The sequence below is a fragment of the Celeribacter litoreus genome (assembly GCF_020165855.1).
Taxonomy (GTDB): Bacteria; Pseudomonadota; Alphaproteobacteria; order Rhodobacterales; family Rhodobacteraceae; genus Celeribacter; species Celeribacter litoreus.
Genome location: NZ_JAIUFY010000005.1, coordinates 574,713 through 588,456, shown reverse-complemented (window position 1 = coordinate 588,456; position 13,744 = coordinate 574,713). Strand labels below are relative to the sequence as shown.

The 13,744-nt window shown below is 58.4% G+C and carries 17 protein-coding genes; 8 read left to right on the top strand and 9 right to left on the bottom strand.

The window, feature by feature from the left end:
• Positions 1-44: 44 nt before the first annotated feature.
• The gene (locus LA304_RS04860; RefSeq protein WP_224501995.1) at positions 45-437 is read left to right on the top strand and encodes a rhodanese-like domain-containing protein; all 393 of its coding nucleotides are present in this window, start codon (positions 45-47) and stop codon (positions 435-437) included.
• A gap of 3 nt (positions 438-440) precedes the next feature.
• Here the strand turns inward: LA304_RS04860 and LA304_RS04855 are convergent, their stop codons facing one another.
• From LA304_RS04855 to LA304_RS04845, 3 genes are read right to left on the bottom strand one after another with little or no spacing between them, the layout of a single operon-like run.
• Positions 441-824, bottom strand: coding sequence for a hypothetical protein (locus LA304_RS04855; RefSeq protein WP_224501994.1), 384 nt, complete (start codon positions 822-824; stop codon positions 441-443).
• A complete protein-coding gene (locus LA304_RS04850; protein ID WP_224501993.1) occupies positions 817-1,182 on the bottom strand; it encodes a YigZ family protein in 366 nt (121 codons plus the stop codon). Before LA304_RS04850 ends, LA304_RS04855 begins: the two co-directional genes overlap by 8 nt.
• Before the next feature lie 18 nt (positions 1,183-1,200).
• A complete protein-coding gene (locus tag LA304_RS04845) occupies positions 1,201-1,563 on the bottom strand; it encodes a diacylglycerol kinase (protein WP_224501992.1) in 363 nt (120 codons plus the stop codon).
• 137 nt (positions 1,564-1,700) lie between these two features.
• Between LA304_RS04845 and LA304_RS04840 the strand changes: the two genes are divergently transcribed.
• The gene (locus LA304_RS04840) at positions 1,701-2,249 is read left to right on the top strand and encodes a DUF4405 domain-containing protein (protein WP_224501991.1); all 549 of its coding nucleotides are present in this window, start codon (positions 1,701-1,703) and stop codon (positions 2,247-2,249) included.
• A gap of 87 nt (positions 2,250-2,336) precedes the next feature.
• On the opposite strand, the gene LA304_RS04835 is transcribed toward LA304_RS04840, so the two are convergent.
• Positions 2,337-2,624 carry a DUF6455 family protein gene (locus tag LA304_RS04835; protein ID WP_224501990.1) on the bottom strand — a complete coding sequence of 96 codons (288 nt, stop codon included), beginning with the start codon at positions 2,622-2,624 and terminating at the stop codon, positions 2,337-2,339.
• Between the two features lie 29 nt (positions 2,625-2,653).
• Positions 2,654-2,929 (bottom strand): DUF6455 family protein, encoded by a 276-nt coding sequence (locus tag LA304_RS04830; protein WP_224501989.1) that lies wholly within the window; start codon positions 2,927-2,929, stop codon positions 2,654-2,656.
• 312 nt (positions 2,930-3,241) lie between these two features.
• On the opposite strand from LA304_RS04830, the gene LA304_RS04825 reads away from it, so the two are divergent.
• Positions 3,242-3,481, top strand: coding sequence for a hypothetical protein (locus tag LA304_RS04825; RefSeq protein WP_224501988.1), 240 nt, complete (start codon positions 3,242-3,244; stop codon positions 3,479-3,481).
• A gap of 4 nt (positions 3,482-3,485) precedes the next feature.
• Here the strand turns inward: LA304_RS04825 and LA304_RS04820 are convergent, their stop codons facing one another.
• Positions 3,486-3,749, bottom strand: coding sequence for a DUF167 domain-containing protein (locus LA304_RS04820; RefSeq protein WP_224501987.1), 264 nt, complete (start codon positions 3,747-3,749; stop codon positions 3,486-3,488).
• 85 nt (positions 3,750-3,834) lie between these two features.
• On the opposite strand from LA304_RS04820, the gene LA304_RS04815 reads away from it, so the two are divergent.
• On the top strand, positions 3,835-4,413 hold the full coding sequence (locus LA304_RS04815) for a nitroreductase family protein (RefSeq protein ID WP_224501986.1): 579 nt from the start codon (positions 3,835-3,837) through the stop codon (positions 4,411-4,413).
• The gene (locus tag LA304_RS04810) at positions 4,413-5,105 is read left to right on the top strand and encodes an EI24 domain-containing protein (protein WP_224501985.1); all 693 of its coding nucleotides are present in this window, start codon (positions 4,413-4,415) and stop codon (positions 5,103-5,105) included. The genes LA304_RS04815 and LA304_RS04810 overlap by 1 nt, the downstream gene beginning before the upstream one ends.
• Positions 5,106-5,108: 3 nt before the next feature.
• On the opposite strand, the gene LA304_RS04805 is transcribed toward LA304_RS04810, so the two are convergent.
• A complete protein-coding gene (locus LA304_RS04805; protein WP_224501984.1) occupies positions 5,109-5,390 on the bottom strand; it encodes a DUF1467 family protein in 282 nt (93 codons plus the stop codon).
• Between the two features lie 4 nt (positions 5,391-5,394).
• Positions 5,395-5,799: a methylmalonyl-CoA epimerase gene (gene mce / locus LA304_RS04800; RefSeq protein WP_224501983.1), complete on the bottom strand. Its 405-nt coding sequence runs from the start codon at positions 5,797-5,799 to the stop codon at positions 5,395-5,397.
• A gap of 169 nt (positions 5,800-5,968) precedes the next feature.
• Between mce and LA304_RS04795 the strand changes: the two genes are divergently transcribed.
• A complete protein-coding gene (locus LA304_RS04795) occupies positions 5,969-6,688 on the top strand; it encodes a response regulator (protein WP_224501982.1) in 720 nt (239 codons plus the stop codon).
• 69 nt (positions 6,689-6,757) lie between these two features.
• On the opposite strand, the gene aspS is transcribed toward LA304_RS04795, so the two are convergent.
• Positions 6,758-8,551 carry an aspartate--tRNA ligase gene (aspS, locus tag LA304_RS04790; protein ID WP_224501981.1) on the bottom strand — a complete coding sequence of 598 codons (1,794 nt, stop codon included), beginning with the start codon at positions 8,549-8,551 and terminating at the stop codon, positions 6,758-6,760.
• Between the two features lie 251 nt (positions 8,552-8,802).
• Between aspS and LA304_RS04785 the strand changes: the two genes are divergently transcribed.
• Both LA304_RS04785 and carB read left to right on the top strand, forming a co-directional pair.
• Complete coding sequence (locus tag LA304_RS04785; protein ID WP_224501980.1) at positions 8,803-10,011, top strand: glycosyltransferase family 87 protein; 1,209 nt, start codon at positions 8,803-8,805, stop codon at positions 10,009-10,011.
• A 165-nt stretch (positions 10,012-10,176) separates the two neighbouring features.
• Complete coding sequence (gene carB, locus LA304_RS04780) at positions 10,177-13,536, top strand: carbamoyl-phosphate synthase large subunit (RefSeq protein ID WP_224501979.1); 3,360 nt, start codon at positions 10,177-10,179, stop codon at positions 13,534-13,536.
• Positions 13,537-13,744 lie beyond the last annotated feature (208 nt).

Genomic DNA, 13,744 nt, shown 5'->3' with positions numbered 1-13,744 from the left:
GTTCGGCCCTCCACTGCCCACTCTGCGCCCAAAGGGAGGCGCATATGCTCAAGAATTACAAAGACCTGCTCGCCGCGGCCCATCAGATGATCGAAACGATCCCGACCGAGACCGCGATCGGCATGATGAAGGAAGACGGTGTGCAATTCGTTGACTTGCGCGACCGTCGCGAGTTGGAGCGTGAGGGCCGTATTCCGGGGGCGTTTCATTGCCCGCGCGGGATGCTCGAATTCTGGATCGACCCAGAAAGCCCGTATTACAAGCCGGTCTTTGGCGAGGACAAAAAGTTCGTCTTCTATTGCGCGTCAGCGTGGCGCTCGGCGCTTGCCACCAAAACCTGTGTGGAGATGGGGTTTGATCGCGTGGCCCATGTGGCGGGCGGATTTACGGCGTGGAAGATGCACGGCGGGCCGGTCGAGGCCGTGGCGCACAAATAAAGGTTAGTCGAGTTCGGAGGCTTCGCGCGTCTCGGGCGTCTCGTCGCGCTCATATGTGCGGAAGGCGCCTTCCATGAGAAGCCGCGCATAAAGGCCGCGAATGTCGTCGAAGACTTTGCCGTTCTCGTCACTCAGTCGGTTCTGCGGCCCGAGTTGGAGCCAATCCTGCCTGCCCGTGAGAACGGCGTCGTCCTGATCGGGCACGAGCACCTCTGCGAAATCCGTCAGAGTGCCCTCGCGTGGCGTGCCGGCGTCTTTGGGACAGGGTGACTGAAGATAGACGCCTTCGAGATAGACCGGACGACGCGAAACGATGCGGCGGTCGATGAGGCGTTCGTGAAACATCGGCCTGAGAGCGCGCAATTGTGGAAGCGAATATTCAGCCATGTGCCAACTCCGCATGATCAAGATAATGGCGCACCGCATCCTGCACATGGCGAAAGCGGTCGCCGCCCAAATGTTTACCGCCATACCAGCGGGTCACAACAACGATTTGGCCCGTTACACCCTCTCGTTCAAGCATACGCAGGATCACCATTCCGGCACCGCTCTCGCCATCGTCGTTTTTGAGAGGCGTGCCATCGGGAAGGATAACGCCCCATGTATTGTGCGTGGCTTTCGCAAATTTCTTTTTACGGCAAAGTTCTTTGATGAATGCTTTTGCCTCCGCCTCGGACTGACAGGCGCCGCCGGATACGGCGTATTTCGATCCTCGGTCAGAGATGATGCCATCGTAAATCTGCATGCAGACTGATTACACCGCTCAACCGATGAGCACCACCACCCATGCGACGCCAGCGGCGATGGCGGTCATGGTCACTGCGGCGGAGCCCGCGTCCTTAGCCGACTTTGCGAGCGGATGGATTTCCTCGGAGATGTGATCCACCGCGTCTTCGATAGCGGTGTTGAAGAGTTCCGCCGCCAAAACGAGGATGCCCAGCGCGAGGATGAGTGCTCTTTCTCCGGTGGTCATATCAATCACAAATGCAGCAATGGCCGAGACGAGGTTCGCATAGACCCAACTTCGAAATGAATCTTCCGATGTCCAGGCGTAGCGCAATCCAGCGATGCTCCAGAGCGTCCGCCAGACAAGGTGTTTCAACGCAAAACCGATCTTGTTGACCATGCGACCCCTCCCCCTCCTGATGATTTCAGAATGGCGGAGTGAAAAAACTGTTTCAAGTCCTGCAATTTTCGCGACGGAGAGCAGCGGGATCTGCGTTTAACGAGTAACCGAGACGAAAAGACGTAAGGAAAATTCAAATGTTACGCAAATGGGCCACACCACTGACGATTGCGAGTTTCACGATTGTCGGAATTACTGGTGTGCTTTGGTATTTCCACCAGGTGACGGGGATTGCACGTTGGATGCATGAGATTATCGGCCTCGCGATGGTTCTGATCGTCGCGTTCCATGTTGTCCTCAACTGGCGCCCGTTCAAACTCTATTTCAAACGCCCTGTCGGCCTCGCCGTGATTGCGCTGGGCGTCGTCTTGACAGTTGGCGCCTATGCATGGCCGGAAGCAGAAGGTCGCGCAGGGGGCCCGCCGAACTTTGCAGCCTTTGGGGCCTTCGCGGATGAAACGCTCGGTACACTCGCACCAATCTTTGACACCGACACCGGCACACTTATCGCGCGGCTGGATGCCGCAGGGTATGCGGGCGCCTCCGCTGAGACCACCGTGGAGGATCTCGCTGGGTCGAACACCCGCGCTCAGATGACCGTCTTCTCCGCGATGGTCGTCGATGCGGCAAATGCCGGACAGGGTGCAGGCGGCATGGGTATCGGCGCAGGTGCCCAAGGCAACTGATCGCAGTCGATATCAACGCAGACAAAAAAGGACCCCACGGGGTCCTTTTTCTCTCTCAGCCTCATGCAAACCGGAAAGGGAAACGGTCTACGCTTTGGCCTCGATCTGTTGATTTTGGACAGCGCGCAGATAGCCGAGTTCCTGCGTATTCAGACAGTAGTCCGGCGCAAAGTCCTGTGCGCCCTGATGCTCCAGAAGCCAGAGAATGCAGGCGTCATGCTGTGTGCAATTCCCGCAGCGCGCCTCCATCGCGGCGACTTCTTTCTCGGAGAGGGCACCTGAGGACGCTGCGCGCGTGACATCCGCGCCCAAGCGCTCAGCCATACCATGCATAAGGCAGGCGGTTCCCGGGCGGAGTTCCGTGTCAGTCGTCATAGATCTGTCCTTTCAAAATCGTCTGTGCGTTACGAGGAGCCGTCGGCGAGGCCCTGTAGTTCGGCCCGGTTGCGGCAATAGGGCGGTGCTTCTGCCGCCGTCACGTCAAGATCCCGATGCAGGTCGAGAAAGCGCGTGCAAAGCTCCGGCTCTGTGCAACTCATGCAGCGATAGACGCGCTCGACCGCATGTTCTTCACTCGGTTCTTCCCCGCGCTGCGCGCGCTCCTCAAGGTCTACACCAAGCGTTGTCGCCATGCGTTCCACCAAGCGCGCATGGGTCTCAAAGGTCCCGAACCGTTTCATAGCAGTCTCCCAGCAAGCAGTTTCAACATCCCACCGAAAAGGAAACAGACGCCCCCGCCCCGAACATTGATATGTATCAAAGCGGACCCTTTCGGCTCTGATTGGCGTGATTTGGTTGATGAATGCGAAAAAATGGTGCGCAATTTTCAGAAAATTCGAAACTGATCCGGCGCGCACCCAAAAGACAGACGAGCACAAAACGAATCTGATCGGTGGTTTTCTGGGGAATTTAGGTCAGATCACAGAACAGAATTCCGCGCGGCGGAGCACGATCCGTGTTGCATTTGCGCGGGAGAGGGATAGCATCGAATTATGTTTACAATCGAACACGAATTTGACGCGACGGTCGTCACCCTCGTAGACGAAGGCGAAAGCGTCCTTCAGGAGGATGTGACCATTTCCGCTTTCGACGAATGTGTCACGGTCGAACAACTCGATCCGCGCACGGATACGGTCCAGAAGATCACCTTCTCGATGCAGCAGTTGCGTGACCTCGGAGCCGCGCTGGATCTACCGGAGGGGGCCTATCGGCTCACGAATTTGGCAGACTGAGCCGTCAACTGACGCGAAACACCTTGTCCCGTGAGGTTTCGCCCCGCACGAGCACAAGCGCTGATTTCGGGCACCCCATACTCTTGGCCAAGAGCTTGACGACGTCTTTCGTCGCTTTGCCGCCCTCCGGCACTGTGGTGACGTAGACGCGCACCAGCCCGCCTTCGACAACCACCGCATTTCGCGAAGCTTTCGGCGTGACGCGCACGGCAAGCAGATCACCGTCTAAGGCCGCTTCAAGCGCTGCTTTGAGTTCTTCTTTATTCATGTTGCGCTAACTAACACGGAGCGGTTGAATTTGCGCGCAAAAACACCGACATCTTCGGGGAAACGCAGTTCACAGAAAGCCCGACATGCCTGAACAGAACCAACCCGTTCTCGACTTCCTGCTCTCTCGCCGCTCCCGTCCGGCCAAAACGCTCAAAGGTCCGGTGCCCGACCGATCGGAACTCATGACCATCTTGACCGCAGCGGCGCGCACACCGGATCACGGGAAGCTGGAGCCTTGGCGCTTTATCGTGCTTGAAAAGGCGGCTCTGACCCGTCTGGCCGATATGATCCCCCCTCTGGGTGAGACGCTCGGCGTCGAACCGGAGAAGATCGAAAAGCAACGCCGTCAGTATGCGGATGCCGACCTCGCTGTCGCAGTTGTCTTTTCCCCCAAAGAAAGCCCCAAAGTCCCGCACATCGAACAGGTCTATTCAGCCGGTGCCGTGTGCCTCGCGACGCTGAACGCCGCACTTGCGTCCGGCTGGGGCGCAAACTGGCTCTCCGGGTGGGCATCACACAATCCTTCCTTCTGCGAAGAGGGTCTCGGTCTGGAACCGCATGAATCCATCGCGGGCCTTATCCACATCGGCACGGAAACTTCCGCCCCGCCGGAGCGCCCGCGTCCGGACCTCGACGTCATCGTGAGCTGGGTCTCCGAGTAATGTTCGGAGACTTCGCGAAAGCGATTGGCCAGCTTGGCGACAAGCGATTTCAATCGGTTCTACTGAAGGGCGTGGGGCTCAGCCTCGCGCTCCTCATTGCGATCTATCTCGCCTTCGTCTGGGTCATTGGCATCTTCGTCCCCGACACACTCACCCTGCCCTTGATCGGAGAGGTGTCCTGGATCGACAACGCACTCTCCATCGGATCGGCGTTTTTCATGATCCTGCTGTCGGTTTTTCTGATGGTGCCGGTTGCGTCGGCCTTCACCGGCATTTTTCTCGAAGAAGTGTCCGAAGCCGTAGAAGATCGCCACTACCCCGACCTTCCCGAAGTGCCGCGTCAGTCGCTCACGGACATGGTCATGGACAGTCTCGGATTTCTCGGCGTGATCATCGTCGCGAACCTGGTCGCCCTCGTCCTCTACCTGCTCCTGAACATCGCCGCGCCGATCATCTTCTGGGCGCTAAACGGCTTCTTGCTCGGGCGGGAGTATTATCAGATGGTCGCCATGCGGCGCTTGGGACGTGAGGGCGCAAAAGCCGCGCGTCGACGTCATATGCCGAAAATCTGGCTCGCAGGGGCGCTGATGGCCATTCCGCTCACCATCCCACTCGTGAACCTGCTCATCCCGGTGCTCGGCGCGGCCACCTTTACGCATATGTTCATGCGCCTAGAAGGCAGCCGCCTCTGAAGATCAGCTATCCGCGACAGACGGCAGTTTTGCGGTCCAATCGAGATCGTGCCACGTGATCCAACCGGACAGGATAATCGTCACAAGCACCGCCCAGATCACAGTCGCAAAAAGCGTAACCCAAAGCGCCTTGCGCTTCGGGTTGTAGTTCGCCGGCGCACCGTCATGCGTCCCGTCCACCTTCTCACCCATGTCACCCTGTGTCTTCAGGCCGATGGGCAAGGCAACGAGCATGGTCATGAACCATGTGACAGCATAGAGAACGATCGCGGACGTAATGGCCATGGGATCAGACCTGTTCCAGCTCGATCAGGCAGCCGTTGAAGTCCTTCGGGTGAAGGAAGAGAACGGGTTTGCCATGCGCGCCGATTTTCGGCTCGCCAGTGCCGAGAACACGGGCGCCTTCGGCTTTAAGCTTGTCACGGGCGACGATGATGTCATCGACTTCGTAGCAGATGTGGTGGATGCCACCGGCAGGGTTCTTATCGAGGAAACCCTGAATAGGAGAGCCCTCGCCAAGCGGATACAGAAGCTCGATCTTCGTGTTCGGCAGCTCGATGAATACAACGGTCACACCATGATCCGGCTCGTCCTGCGGCGGATTCACTTTTGCACCAAGGGTGTTTGCGTATTGTGCGCTTGCCGCTTCCAGATCAGGGACAGCAATAGCAACGTGATTGAGACGACCGATCATCTAGTTTCTCCTCCAAAACTCGCTCGCACCGCTTATCGCGTCTGATCCGCGCGCTCGCAAGCCCTAAGGGGCGATCTGCGACCAACGGCGCACTTCGGCAAACGCTCGGTTAACGCCTCTTTCACCAATTTCATCCCTAATGGTCAGCAAATCCGGATGGAGCCGAGAGATGACAGTGAAAGACAAACCACTCGATATGATGCCGACCGCCACGGCGCAGCGCCCCCTCGCGGGCCTGACCGTTCTCGTGGTTGAGGACAGCCGCTTCGCCTCTGAGGCATTGCGTCTCTTATGCCTGCGATCGGGTGCCCGCATCAGACGGGCGGACACGCTCCACGCCGCCCATCGCCACCTGAAGGTTTACAGGCCAAATGTGGTCATCGTCGATCTCGGCCTTCCTGACGGCTCGGGAACGGACCTGATCGCGGAACTCAACAACGCCCGACCACGCGTCGATGTGATCCTCGGGATGTCTGGGGATAGCGGTGCGGAACCGCTCTCGGAGGCGGCGGGTGCTGACGGGTTTATCGAAAAGCCGATCTCAAACCTCGGGGCGTTTCAGGAATGCGTCCTCTCTTGCCTGCCCGATGACTTCCGCCCCAGCGGACTGCATACAGTCAACGACACGGATATCGCCCCCGATCCCGAAACTCTCAGAGATGACTTCACCCATATCGCAGAGATTTTGACGGCGGACCATGGAGAGAACATGCTTGATTACATCGCGCAGTTTCTCTCGGGCATCGCGCGTTCTTCGGGTGACACCGAGATGGAAAGCGCCGCCCAGTCCCTCGCCTTTGATCGGGAGCAGGGCCTGCCCTTCCAGACGGCCCTGGCCCGTATCGAGAACCTGCTGCGAAACCGGATCGAGCCGCGCAAAGCGGGGTGAGACGCCAGCACGCCAAGAAAAAAGGCACCGTGATAATCACGGTGCCTTTTTGTCATTCTGTTCCGAATTTCACTCTTCGCGCGGTAGAACCCGAAGGTGCAATTCGCGGAGCTGTTCGTTGGTCGGCTCCGACGGTGCATTCATCATGAGATCTTCTGCGCGCTGGTTCATCGGGAAGAGCATCACTTCGCGGATGTTTTCCTGATCGGCGAGGATCATCACTGCACGGTCGATGCCGAGAGCACAGCCACCGTGCGGCGGTGCGCCGTATTGGAAGGCGTTAACGAGGGCGCCAAAGCGCTTCTCGACTTCGTCCTTGCCGTAGCCAGCGAGTTCGAACGCCTTGAACATGATCTCCGGCTTGTGGTTCCGGATTGCGCCGGACACGAGTTCATAGCCGTTACACGCGAGGTCATACTGATAGCCAAGCACGTCGAGCGGGTTGCCTTCGAGCGCGTCCATCCCGCCTTGCGGCATGGAGAACGGGTTGTGTTCGAAATCAATGTCGCCGGTCTCTTCATCCTGCTCGTAGATCGGGAAGTCCACGATCCAAGCGAATTTGAACTGATCGCGCCAGTTTTCGTCTTCCGGTGCCTTCGGGGTTTCTTCCCAAACGGTCATGCGGGCTTTGCCGGCAACACGCTCAAACGCCTTCGGCTTGCCGCCGAGGAAGAACGCCGCATCGCCCACACCAAGACCGAGCTGCTGACGGATGGCTTCCGTGCGTTCTGGGCCGATGTTTTTCGCGAGCGGACCAGCTGCTTCCATGCCTTCGCCCTGATCGCGCCAGAAGATGTAACCCATCCCCGGCAGCCCCTCTTGCTGGGCAAACTTGTTCATGCGGTCGCAGAACTTGCGGGAGCCGCCTTTCGGGGCCGGAATAGCGCGAACAACGTTGCCTTCCTGCTCCAGAAGCTTGGCGAAGATCGCAAAACCGGAGCCGCGGAAGTGTTCGGACACGTCCTGAATTTTGAGCGGGTTGCGCAGGTCCGGCTTGTCGGTGCCGTACCACAGAGCCGCATCACGATAGGAAATTTGCGGCCAATCGCGGTTCGACTTACGGCCTTTGCCGAATTTGTCGAACATGTCGGCGATCACCGGCTCCATCACATCAAAGATGTCCTGCTGGGTGACAAAGGACATTTCCATGTCGAGCTGGTAGAAGTCGGTCGGCGAGCGGTCCGCACGCGGGTCTTCGTCGCGGAAGCACGGTGCGATCTGGAAATATTTGTCGAAGCCGGACACCATCAGAAGCTGTTTGAACTGCTGCGGGGCCTGCGGCAGGGCGTAGAATTTGCCCGGGTGCAGACGGGACGGCACGAGGAAGTCGCGCGCACCTTCCGGCGAAGAGGCCGTGATGATCGGCGTCTGGAATTCGTTAAAGTTGTTCGCCCACATCCGCTGACGCAGGTCGGCGACGACTTGGGAACGCATGATCATGTTGCGCTGCATCTGTTCGCGGCGCAGATCGAGGTAGCGGTACTTGAGACGGGTCTCTTCCGGATACTCCTGATCGCCAAAGACCATGAGCGGCAATTCGGCTGCTGCGCCGAGGACCTCGAGGTCGCGCACGAACACTTCGATCTCACCGGTCGGCAGTTTCGGGTTCACGAGTTCCGGATCACGCGCTTTCACGGTTCCGTCGATGCGGATACACCATTCCGAACGGACCTTTTCCATCTCGGAGAACACCGGACTATCCGGATCGCAGAGCACCTGAGTGATCCCATAATGGTCGCGCAAGTCGACAAACAGGATGCCGCCGTGGTCGCGGATGCGGTGCACCCAGCCGGACAGACGAACGGTATCGCCCACGTTAGATTGGTTCAGATCGGCGCAGGTGTGGCTGCGATAAAGGTGCATGTTCAGGTCCCTTTGGTATTTTGGGCGGCGTTTCGGCGGTCGTACATCGCTCGAGGTGATACACTCGTCTCAGAGGGGAAAGTCAAGCCTCCGCCCCGGTCAGGACGTGACTAATCTTGCTTGTAAAGCATCGCTCTGCCAAAAACGGGCGAATTCTTTCAAGCGATCGAGAAGTTGGAACTTTGTTCACCCTTAAAACCACTCCCACTCCGCAAGAGCGACAGCCCCTCGATGTATTCTCTAAAATCGTATTGGCCCTCGGCGCCGTTGCGTTCATGGCTTGGGCCTTCAATACGTTCTGGGGAGGTTGGGCACCCGATTTGTCCGCACTTTATATCGCCGGCCATGCCTACGACATCGGAGCACCCGATCTCGTCTACCAGCCGGCCTCCGATCCCCGCGACAATTCCACGCCGATCGCATGGAAACAATTACTGCAGGAGCTCGGAGAAGCGGATCAGGTAGCCTATCCCTATCTCTACCCGCCGATGCTTGCGAAGATCGCGGCACCATTGACCGGCCTGATCAGCCCGAGGGATTTCTTCAAGATTTTCTTGGTGGCGCAGGTGACGATGCTTGCGAGCATGCCTTGGCTCGGATGGCGGCTCGCCGCGCCAAAAAACGTATCACCAGGATTACTCTTCCTGATCGGCTATCTGTTCCTCTTCACTTCTATCGCGAGCTACACGGCTCTCGTGCACAATCAATTGCAGATCACCATAAGCTTTCTGATCCTGCTGACATTCAACCTGTACCGCCGCGGTTTTCTGATAACGGCGGGTGTCCTTCTTGCGCTGGCCGCCTCCCTCAAACTGTCCCCTGCTATCTTTGGCATTCTGTTTCTCAAAGACCGCGCTTGGAAAGCTGCGGTCGCGGCGGTTTCGAGCGGCGCTGTATTCTTGGCGGTCTCTGTCTCTGTCGCCGGTTGGGACATGCATTTGGCCTGGCTCTCCCTGTTGGATTGGGCCGATCACCTGACGATCATTTCGAAAATCAACTTTTCGCTTGAAGTGCTTCTTTATCAGAGCTGGCACACACTCAGCGGTGCGACGTCACTCGGCATCGGACTGGATAGTCCCGCTTGGACAGCCATTGCACCAAAGATCATTCTCGGTCTGGTTCTGATTTCCGTAGCTTCTAGGCAGAAGACGCCCCTGCCGCTGGCACTTCTGACCGTCGCATTGGCCACAGCACTTTTCGGACCACTGGGTTGGGCGCACTACTTCATCCTGCCGCTGGTGCTGTTACCCGCATTGTTTCTCAGGTTCTCCAACATCGAGGCGGGTCTATGGATCATCGCGTATCTGATCACATTCAGCTACTCCTCGTACCAACACCTTTCCGACTTTGAACGCCCGCTCACGGCTACAACTTGGGTCCCGACACTTGTGGCGCTCGGGCTCTTGATTCGCCTCGTTTTGCGTTCATTCTCCTCGTCGGAGTCGGCATCGGACATGTAGACCGGAAAGCGGTGGCTCAGGACAACCCCATTGGCGTAGGGAAAAATCCCGAGAATCCTGCAAGGGGCCTTGCACCCAATCGCGTCATGGCTATAACCCACGACAATTTGCGCGCACCCTGCTAAGGGGTGTCCGAAGCTGCACAAACATAGCCTGAGGTCTGCCATGCCGAAGAGAACCGATATTTCCTCCATCATGATTATTGGTGCGGGGCCGATCATCATCGGGCAAGCCTGTGAATTCGACTATTCCGGTGCGCAAGCCTGTAAAGCGCTCAAGGAAGAGGGCTACCGCGTCATTCTCGTGAACTCGAACCCCGCAACGATCATGACCGACCCGGGCATGGCGGATGCGACCTACATCGAGCCGATCACGCCGGAAGTCGTTGCCAAGATCATTGAGAAAGAACGCCCCGACGCGCTCCTTCCGACGATGGGTGGTCAAACGGGCCTCAACACCTCGCTCGCGCTCGCCGACATGGGTGTGCTCGACAAGTTCAACGTAGAACTGATCGGCGCGAAACGCGAAGCCATTGAAATGGCAGAAGATCGTAAACTCTTCCGCGAAGCGATGGATCGCCTCGGCATCGAAAACCCGAAAGCCGACATCGTTGCCGCGCCGAAGCGCGAAGACGGCTCCTTTGACATCGCGGCGGGCATGAAGATCGCCATGGGCGCTCTGGAGCACATCGGCCTTCCGGCGATTATCCGTCCGGCCTTTACTCTCGGCGGCACTGGCGGCGGCGTTGCGTATAACCGCGACGACTATGAGAAAATCTGCCGCTCCGGTCTTGAGGCCTCTCCGGTGGCTCAGATCCTCGTCGATGAATCCCTTCTCGGCTGGAAAGAATACGAGATGGAAGTTGTGCGCGACAAAGCCGACAACGCCATCATCGTCTGCTCCATCGAAAACGTGGACCCGATGGGCGTTCACACCGGCGACTCGGTCACGGTTGCTCCGGCACTGACGCTCACCGACAAAGAATACCAGATCATGCGTACCCACTCGATCAACGTTCTGCGTGAGATCGGCGTGGAAACCGGCGGTTCCAACGTGCAGTGGGCTGTGAACCCTGCCGATGGCCGTATGGTCGTGATTGAGATGAACCCGCGCGTGTCGCGCTCGTCCGCTCTGGCGTCCAAAGCGACCGGTTTCCCGATTGCGAAAATCGCTGCCAAACTCGCCGTGGGCTACACGCTCGACGAACTCGACAACGACATCACCAAAGTGACACCTGCGTCCTTTGAGCCGACCATCGACTATGTCGTCACCAAGATCCCGAAATTCGCCTTTGAGAAATTCCCGGGCTCCGAGCCGAACCTGACCACCGCGATGAAATCCGTGGGTGAGGTCATGGCCATTGGCCGCACGTTCCACGAGTCGATGCAGAAAGCCCTCGCCTCCATGGAATCCGGCCTCACCGGTTTTGACGAGATCGAACTGCCGGAAATGCCGAAGGCTTCCGACATCGTCGAAGCAGACGGCAATGAGACCACCCTGCCCCGCATCCTTCTCGGCGCAAACGAAGCCGCCCAGCAGAAGATCGACAAGAGCGTCACCCGCGAGCTTGCGAAAGCAACGCCGGATCGTCTTCGCGTGATCGCTCAAGCCATGCGTTTCGGGTTCACCGACGAGGAAATTCAGGAGATCAACTCTTTCGATCCGTGGTTCCTCGCCCGTATCCGCGAAATCATGATTGCGGAAACCGAAGTCAAAAAAGACGGCCTGCCGGTCACCGAAGAAGGCCTGCGCGCCCTCAAGATGATGGGCTTCACCGACGCACGTCTCGCCAAACTGACTGGCCGCGACGAAGCCAATGTGCGCCGTGCGCGTCAGAACCTCGGCGTCAAAGCCGTGTTCAAGCGCATCGACACCTGCGCCGCAGAGTTCGAAGCACAAACGCCCTACATGTACTCCACCTACGAAGCCCCGATGATGGGCGAAGTCGAGTGTGAGGCACGTCCGTCCGACCGCAAGAAAGTCGTCATCCTCGGCGGTGGTCCGAACCGGATCGGTCAGGGCATCGAGTTCGACTACTGCTGCTGTCACGCCTGTTTCTCGCTCACGGAGCAGGGATACGAGACCATCATGGTCAACTGTAACCCGGAAACCGTGTCCACCGACTACGACACCTCCGACCGTCTCTATTTCGAGCCGCTGACCTTTGAACACGTGATGGAAATCTTGCGCGTGGAACTGGACAACGGCACGCTGCACGGTGTGATCGTTCAGTTCGGCGGCCAGACACCGCTCAAACTCGCGAACGCGCTCGAAGCCGAAGGCATTCCGATCCTCGGCACCTCGCCGGACGCAATCGACCTCGCAGAAGACCGCGAGCGTTTCCAGGATCTCGTGAACCGTCTCGATCTTAAGCAACCGACCAACGGCATCGCATCGACCGACGCGGAAGCGATTGAAATCGCTGCTGGCATCGGCTTCCCGCTCGTGATCCGTCCGTCCTACGTGCTCGGCGGCCGCGCGATGGAAATCGTCCGCGACATGGATCAGCTGAAACGCTACATCTCCTCCGCTGTGGTCGTTTCCGGCGACAGCCCAGTTCTGCTCGACCACTACCTGTCGGGTGCAACCGAGGTGGACGTTGATGCGCTCTGTGACGGTGAAAAGGTTCACGTGGCGGGCATCATGCAGCACATCGAAGAAGCCGGTGTTCACTCCGGTGACTCCGCCTGTTCGCTGCCGCCCTACTCGCTCAAGCCTGAGATCATCGAAGAGCTGAAACGTCAGACCGAAGCACTCGCGCTCTCGCTGAACGTGGTTGGCCTCATGAACGTGCAGTTCGCTGTGAAAGACGATGTGATCTACCTCATCGAGGTGAACCCGCGTGCCTCCCGTACCGTGCCGTTCGTCGCGAAAGCCGTGAACAGCCCGATCGCCTCAATCGCTGCGCGCGTTATGGCGGGTGAGAAACTCGACACCTTCGACCTCGTCGCTCCTGAGGGCACCGGTCGCTACGCCGTCAAAGAGGCCGTTCTGCCTTTCGCCCGCTTCCCAGGTGTGGACACGATCCTCGGGCCGGAAATGCGTTCCACTGGTGAGGTCATGGGGGCAGACAAAACCTTCGCGCGAGCCTTCCTCAAGGCGCAAATGGGCGCAGGCACCGATCTCCCGCGCTCCGGCAAGGTCTTCCTGTCCGTCAAGAACTACGACAAGAAACCGAAAATGGTCGAAGCGATGCAAACGCTCGTTGATCTCGGGTTCGAAATCGTGGCGACCCGCGGCACCGCGAAGTTCCTCAAGGAGCACGGCATCGCGAGCACCATCGTGAACAAGGTCTATGAGGGCCGCCCGAACATCGTCGACATGATGAAGAACGGCGAAATCTCTCTGGTTCTGAACACGACGGAAGGCAGCCAAGCGCTTGAAGACTCGCGCGAAATCCGCTCCGTCGCGCTCTACGACAAGATCCCGTATTTCACCACCGCCGCTGCCTCCCACGCAGCCGCAATGGCGATCAAGGCGCGCCTCGAGGGTGAAGTCGAGGTTCTGAGCCTCCAAGACGTTTGAGCGACATTCGCCTTACAGAATTGAGAAACGCCCTGCATTTCGCGGGGCGTTTCTTTTTGCGGCGCGGCGAAAAATCTTGACTTATGCCCCGCCCTGCCCCATTTGACGCTCAACCGACACCCCATGCTGCCGCGTGAGCAGCTGCGCCGAGAGGGCGCTTCAGGTGGCGGAGACGGGCCAATGGCCCACAGGTTCCCATATCACGCAG

What these genes read in the sequence shown, in the direction of transcription:
- LA304_RS04855 (WP_224501994.1), bottom strand. Translation starts at nt 824, where the DNA reads ATGGCTGAATATTCGCTTCCACAATTGCGCGCTCTCAGGCCGATGTTT.
- LA304_RS04850 (WP_224501993.1), bottom strand. Translation starts at nt 1,182, where the DNA reads ATGCAGATTTACGATGGCATCATCTCTGACCGAGGATCGAAATACGCC.
- LA304_RS04795 (WP_224501982.1), top strand. Translation starts at nt 5,969, where the DNA reads ATGACAGTGAAAGACAAACCACTCGATATGATGCCGACCGCCACGGCG.
- LA304_RS04805 (WP_224501984.1), bottom strand. Translation starts at nt 5,390, where the DNA reads ATGGCCATTACGTCCGCGATCGTTCTCTATGCTGTCACATGGTTCATG.
- carB (WP_224501979.1), top strand. Translation starts at nt 10,177, where the DNA reads ATGCCGAAGAGAACCGATATTTCCTCCATCATGATTATTGGTGCGGGG.
- LA304_RS04830 (WP_224501989.1), bottom strand. Translation starts at nt 2,929, where the DNA reads ATGAAACGGTTCGGGACCTTTGAGACCCATGCGCGCTTGGTGGAACGC.
- aspS (WP_224501981.1), bottom strand. Translation starts at nt 8,551, where the DNA reads ATGCACCTTTATCGCAGCCACACCTGCGCCGATCTGAACCAATCTAAC.
- mce (WP_224501983.1), bottom strand. Translation starts at nt 5,799, where the DNA reads ATGATCGGTCGTCTCAATCACGTTGCTATTGCTGTCCCTGATCTGGAA.
- LA304_RS04860 (WP_224501995.1), top strand. Translation starts at nt 45, where the DNA reads ATGCTCAAGAATTACAAAGACCTGCTCGCCGCGGCCCATCAGATGATC.
- LA304_RS04810 (WP_224501985.1), top strand. Translation starts at nt 4,413, where the DNA reads ATGTTCGGAGACTTCGCGAAAGCGATTGGCCAGCTTGGCGACAAGCGA.
- LA304_RS04825 (WP_224501988.1), top strand. Translation starts at nt 3,242, where the DNA reads ATGTTTACAATCGAACACGAATTTGACGCGACGGTCGTCACCCTCGTA.
- LA304_RS04820 (WP_224501987.1), bottom strand. Translation starts at nt 3,749, where the DNA reads ATGAATAAAGAAGAACTCAAAGCAGCGCTTGAAGCGGCCTTAGACGGT.
- LA304_RS04840 (WP_224501991.1), top strand. Translation starts at nt 1,701, where the DNA reads ATGTTACGCAAATGGGCCACACCACTGACGATTGCGAGTTTCACGATT.
- LA304_RS04835 (WP_224501990.1), bottom strand. Translation starts at nt 2,624, where the DNA reads ATGACGACTGACACGGAACTCCGCCCGGGAACCGCCTGCCTTATGCAT.
- LA304_RS04815 (WP_224501986.1), top strand. Translation starts at nt 3,835, where the DNA reads ATGCCTGAACAGAACCAACCCGTTCTCGACTTCCTGCTCTCTCGCCGC.
- LA304_RS04845 (WP_224501992.1), bottom strand. Translation starts at nt 1,563, where the DNA reads ATGGTCAACAAGATCGGTTTTGCGTTGAAACACCTTGTCTGGCGGACG.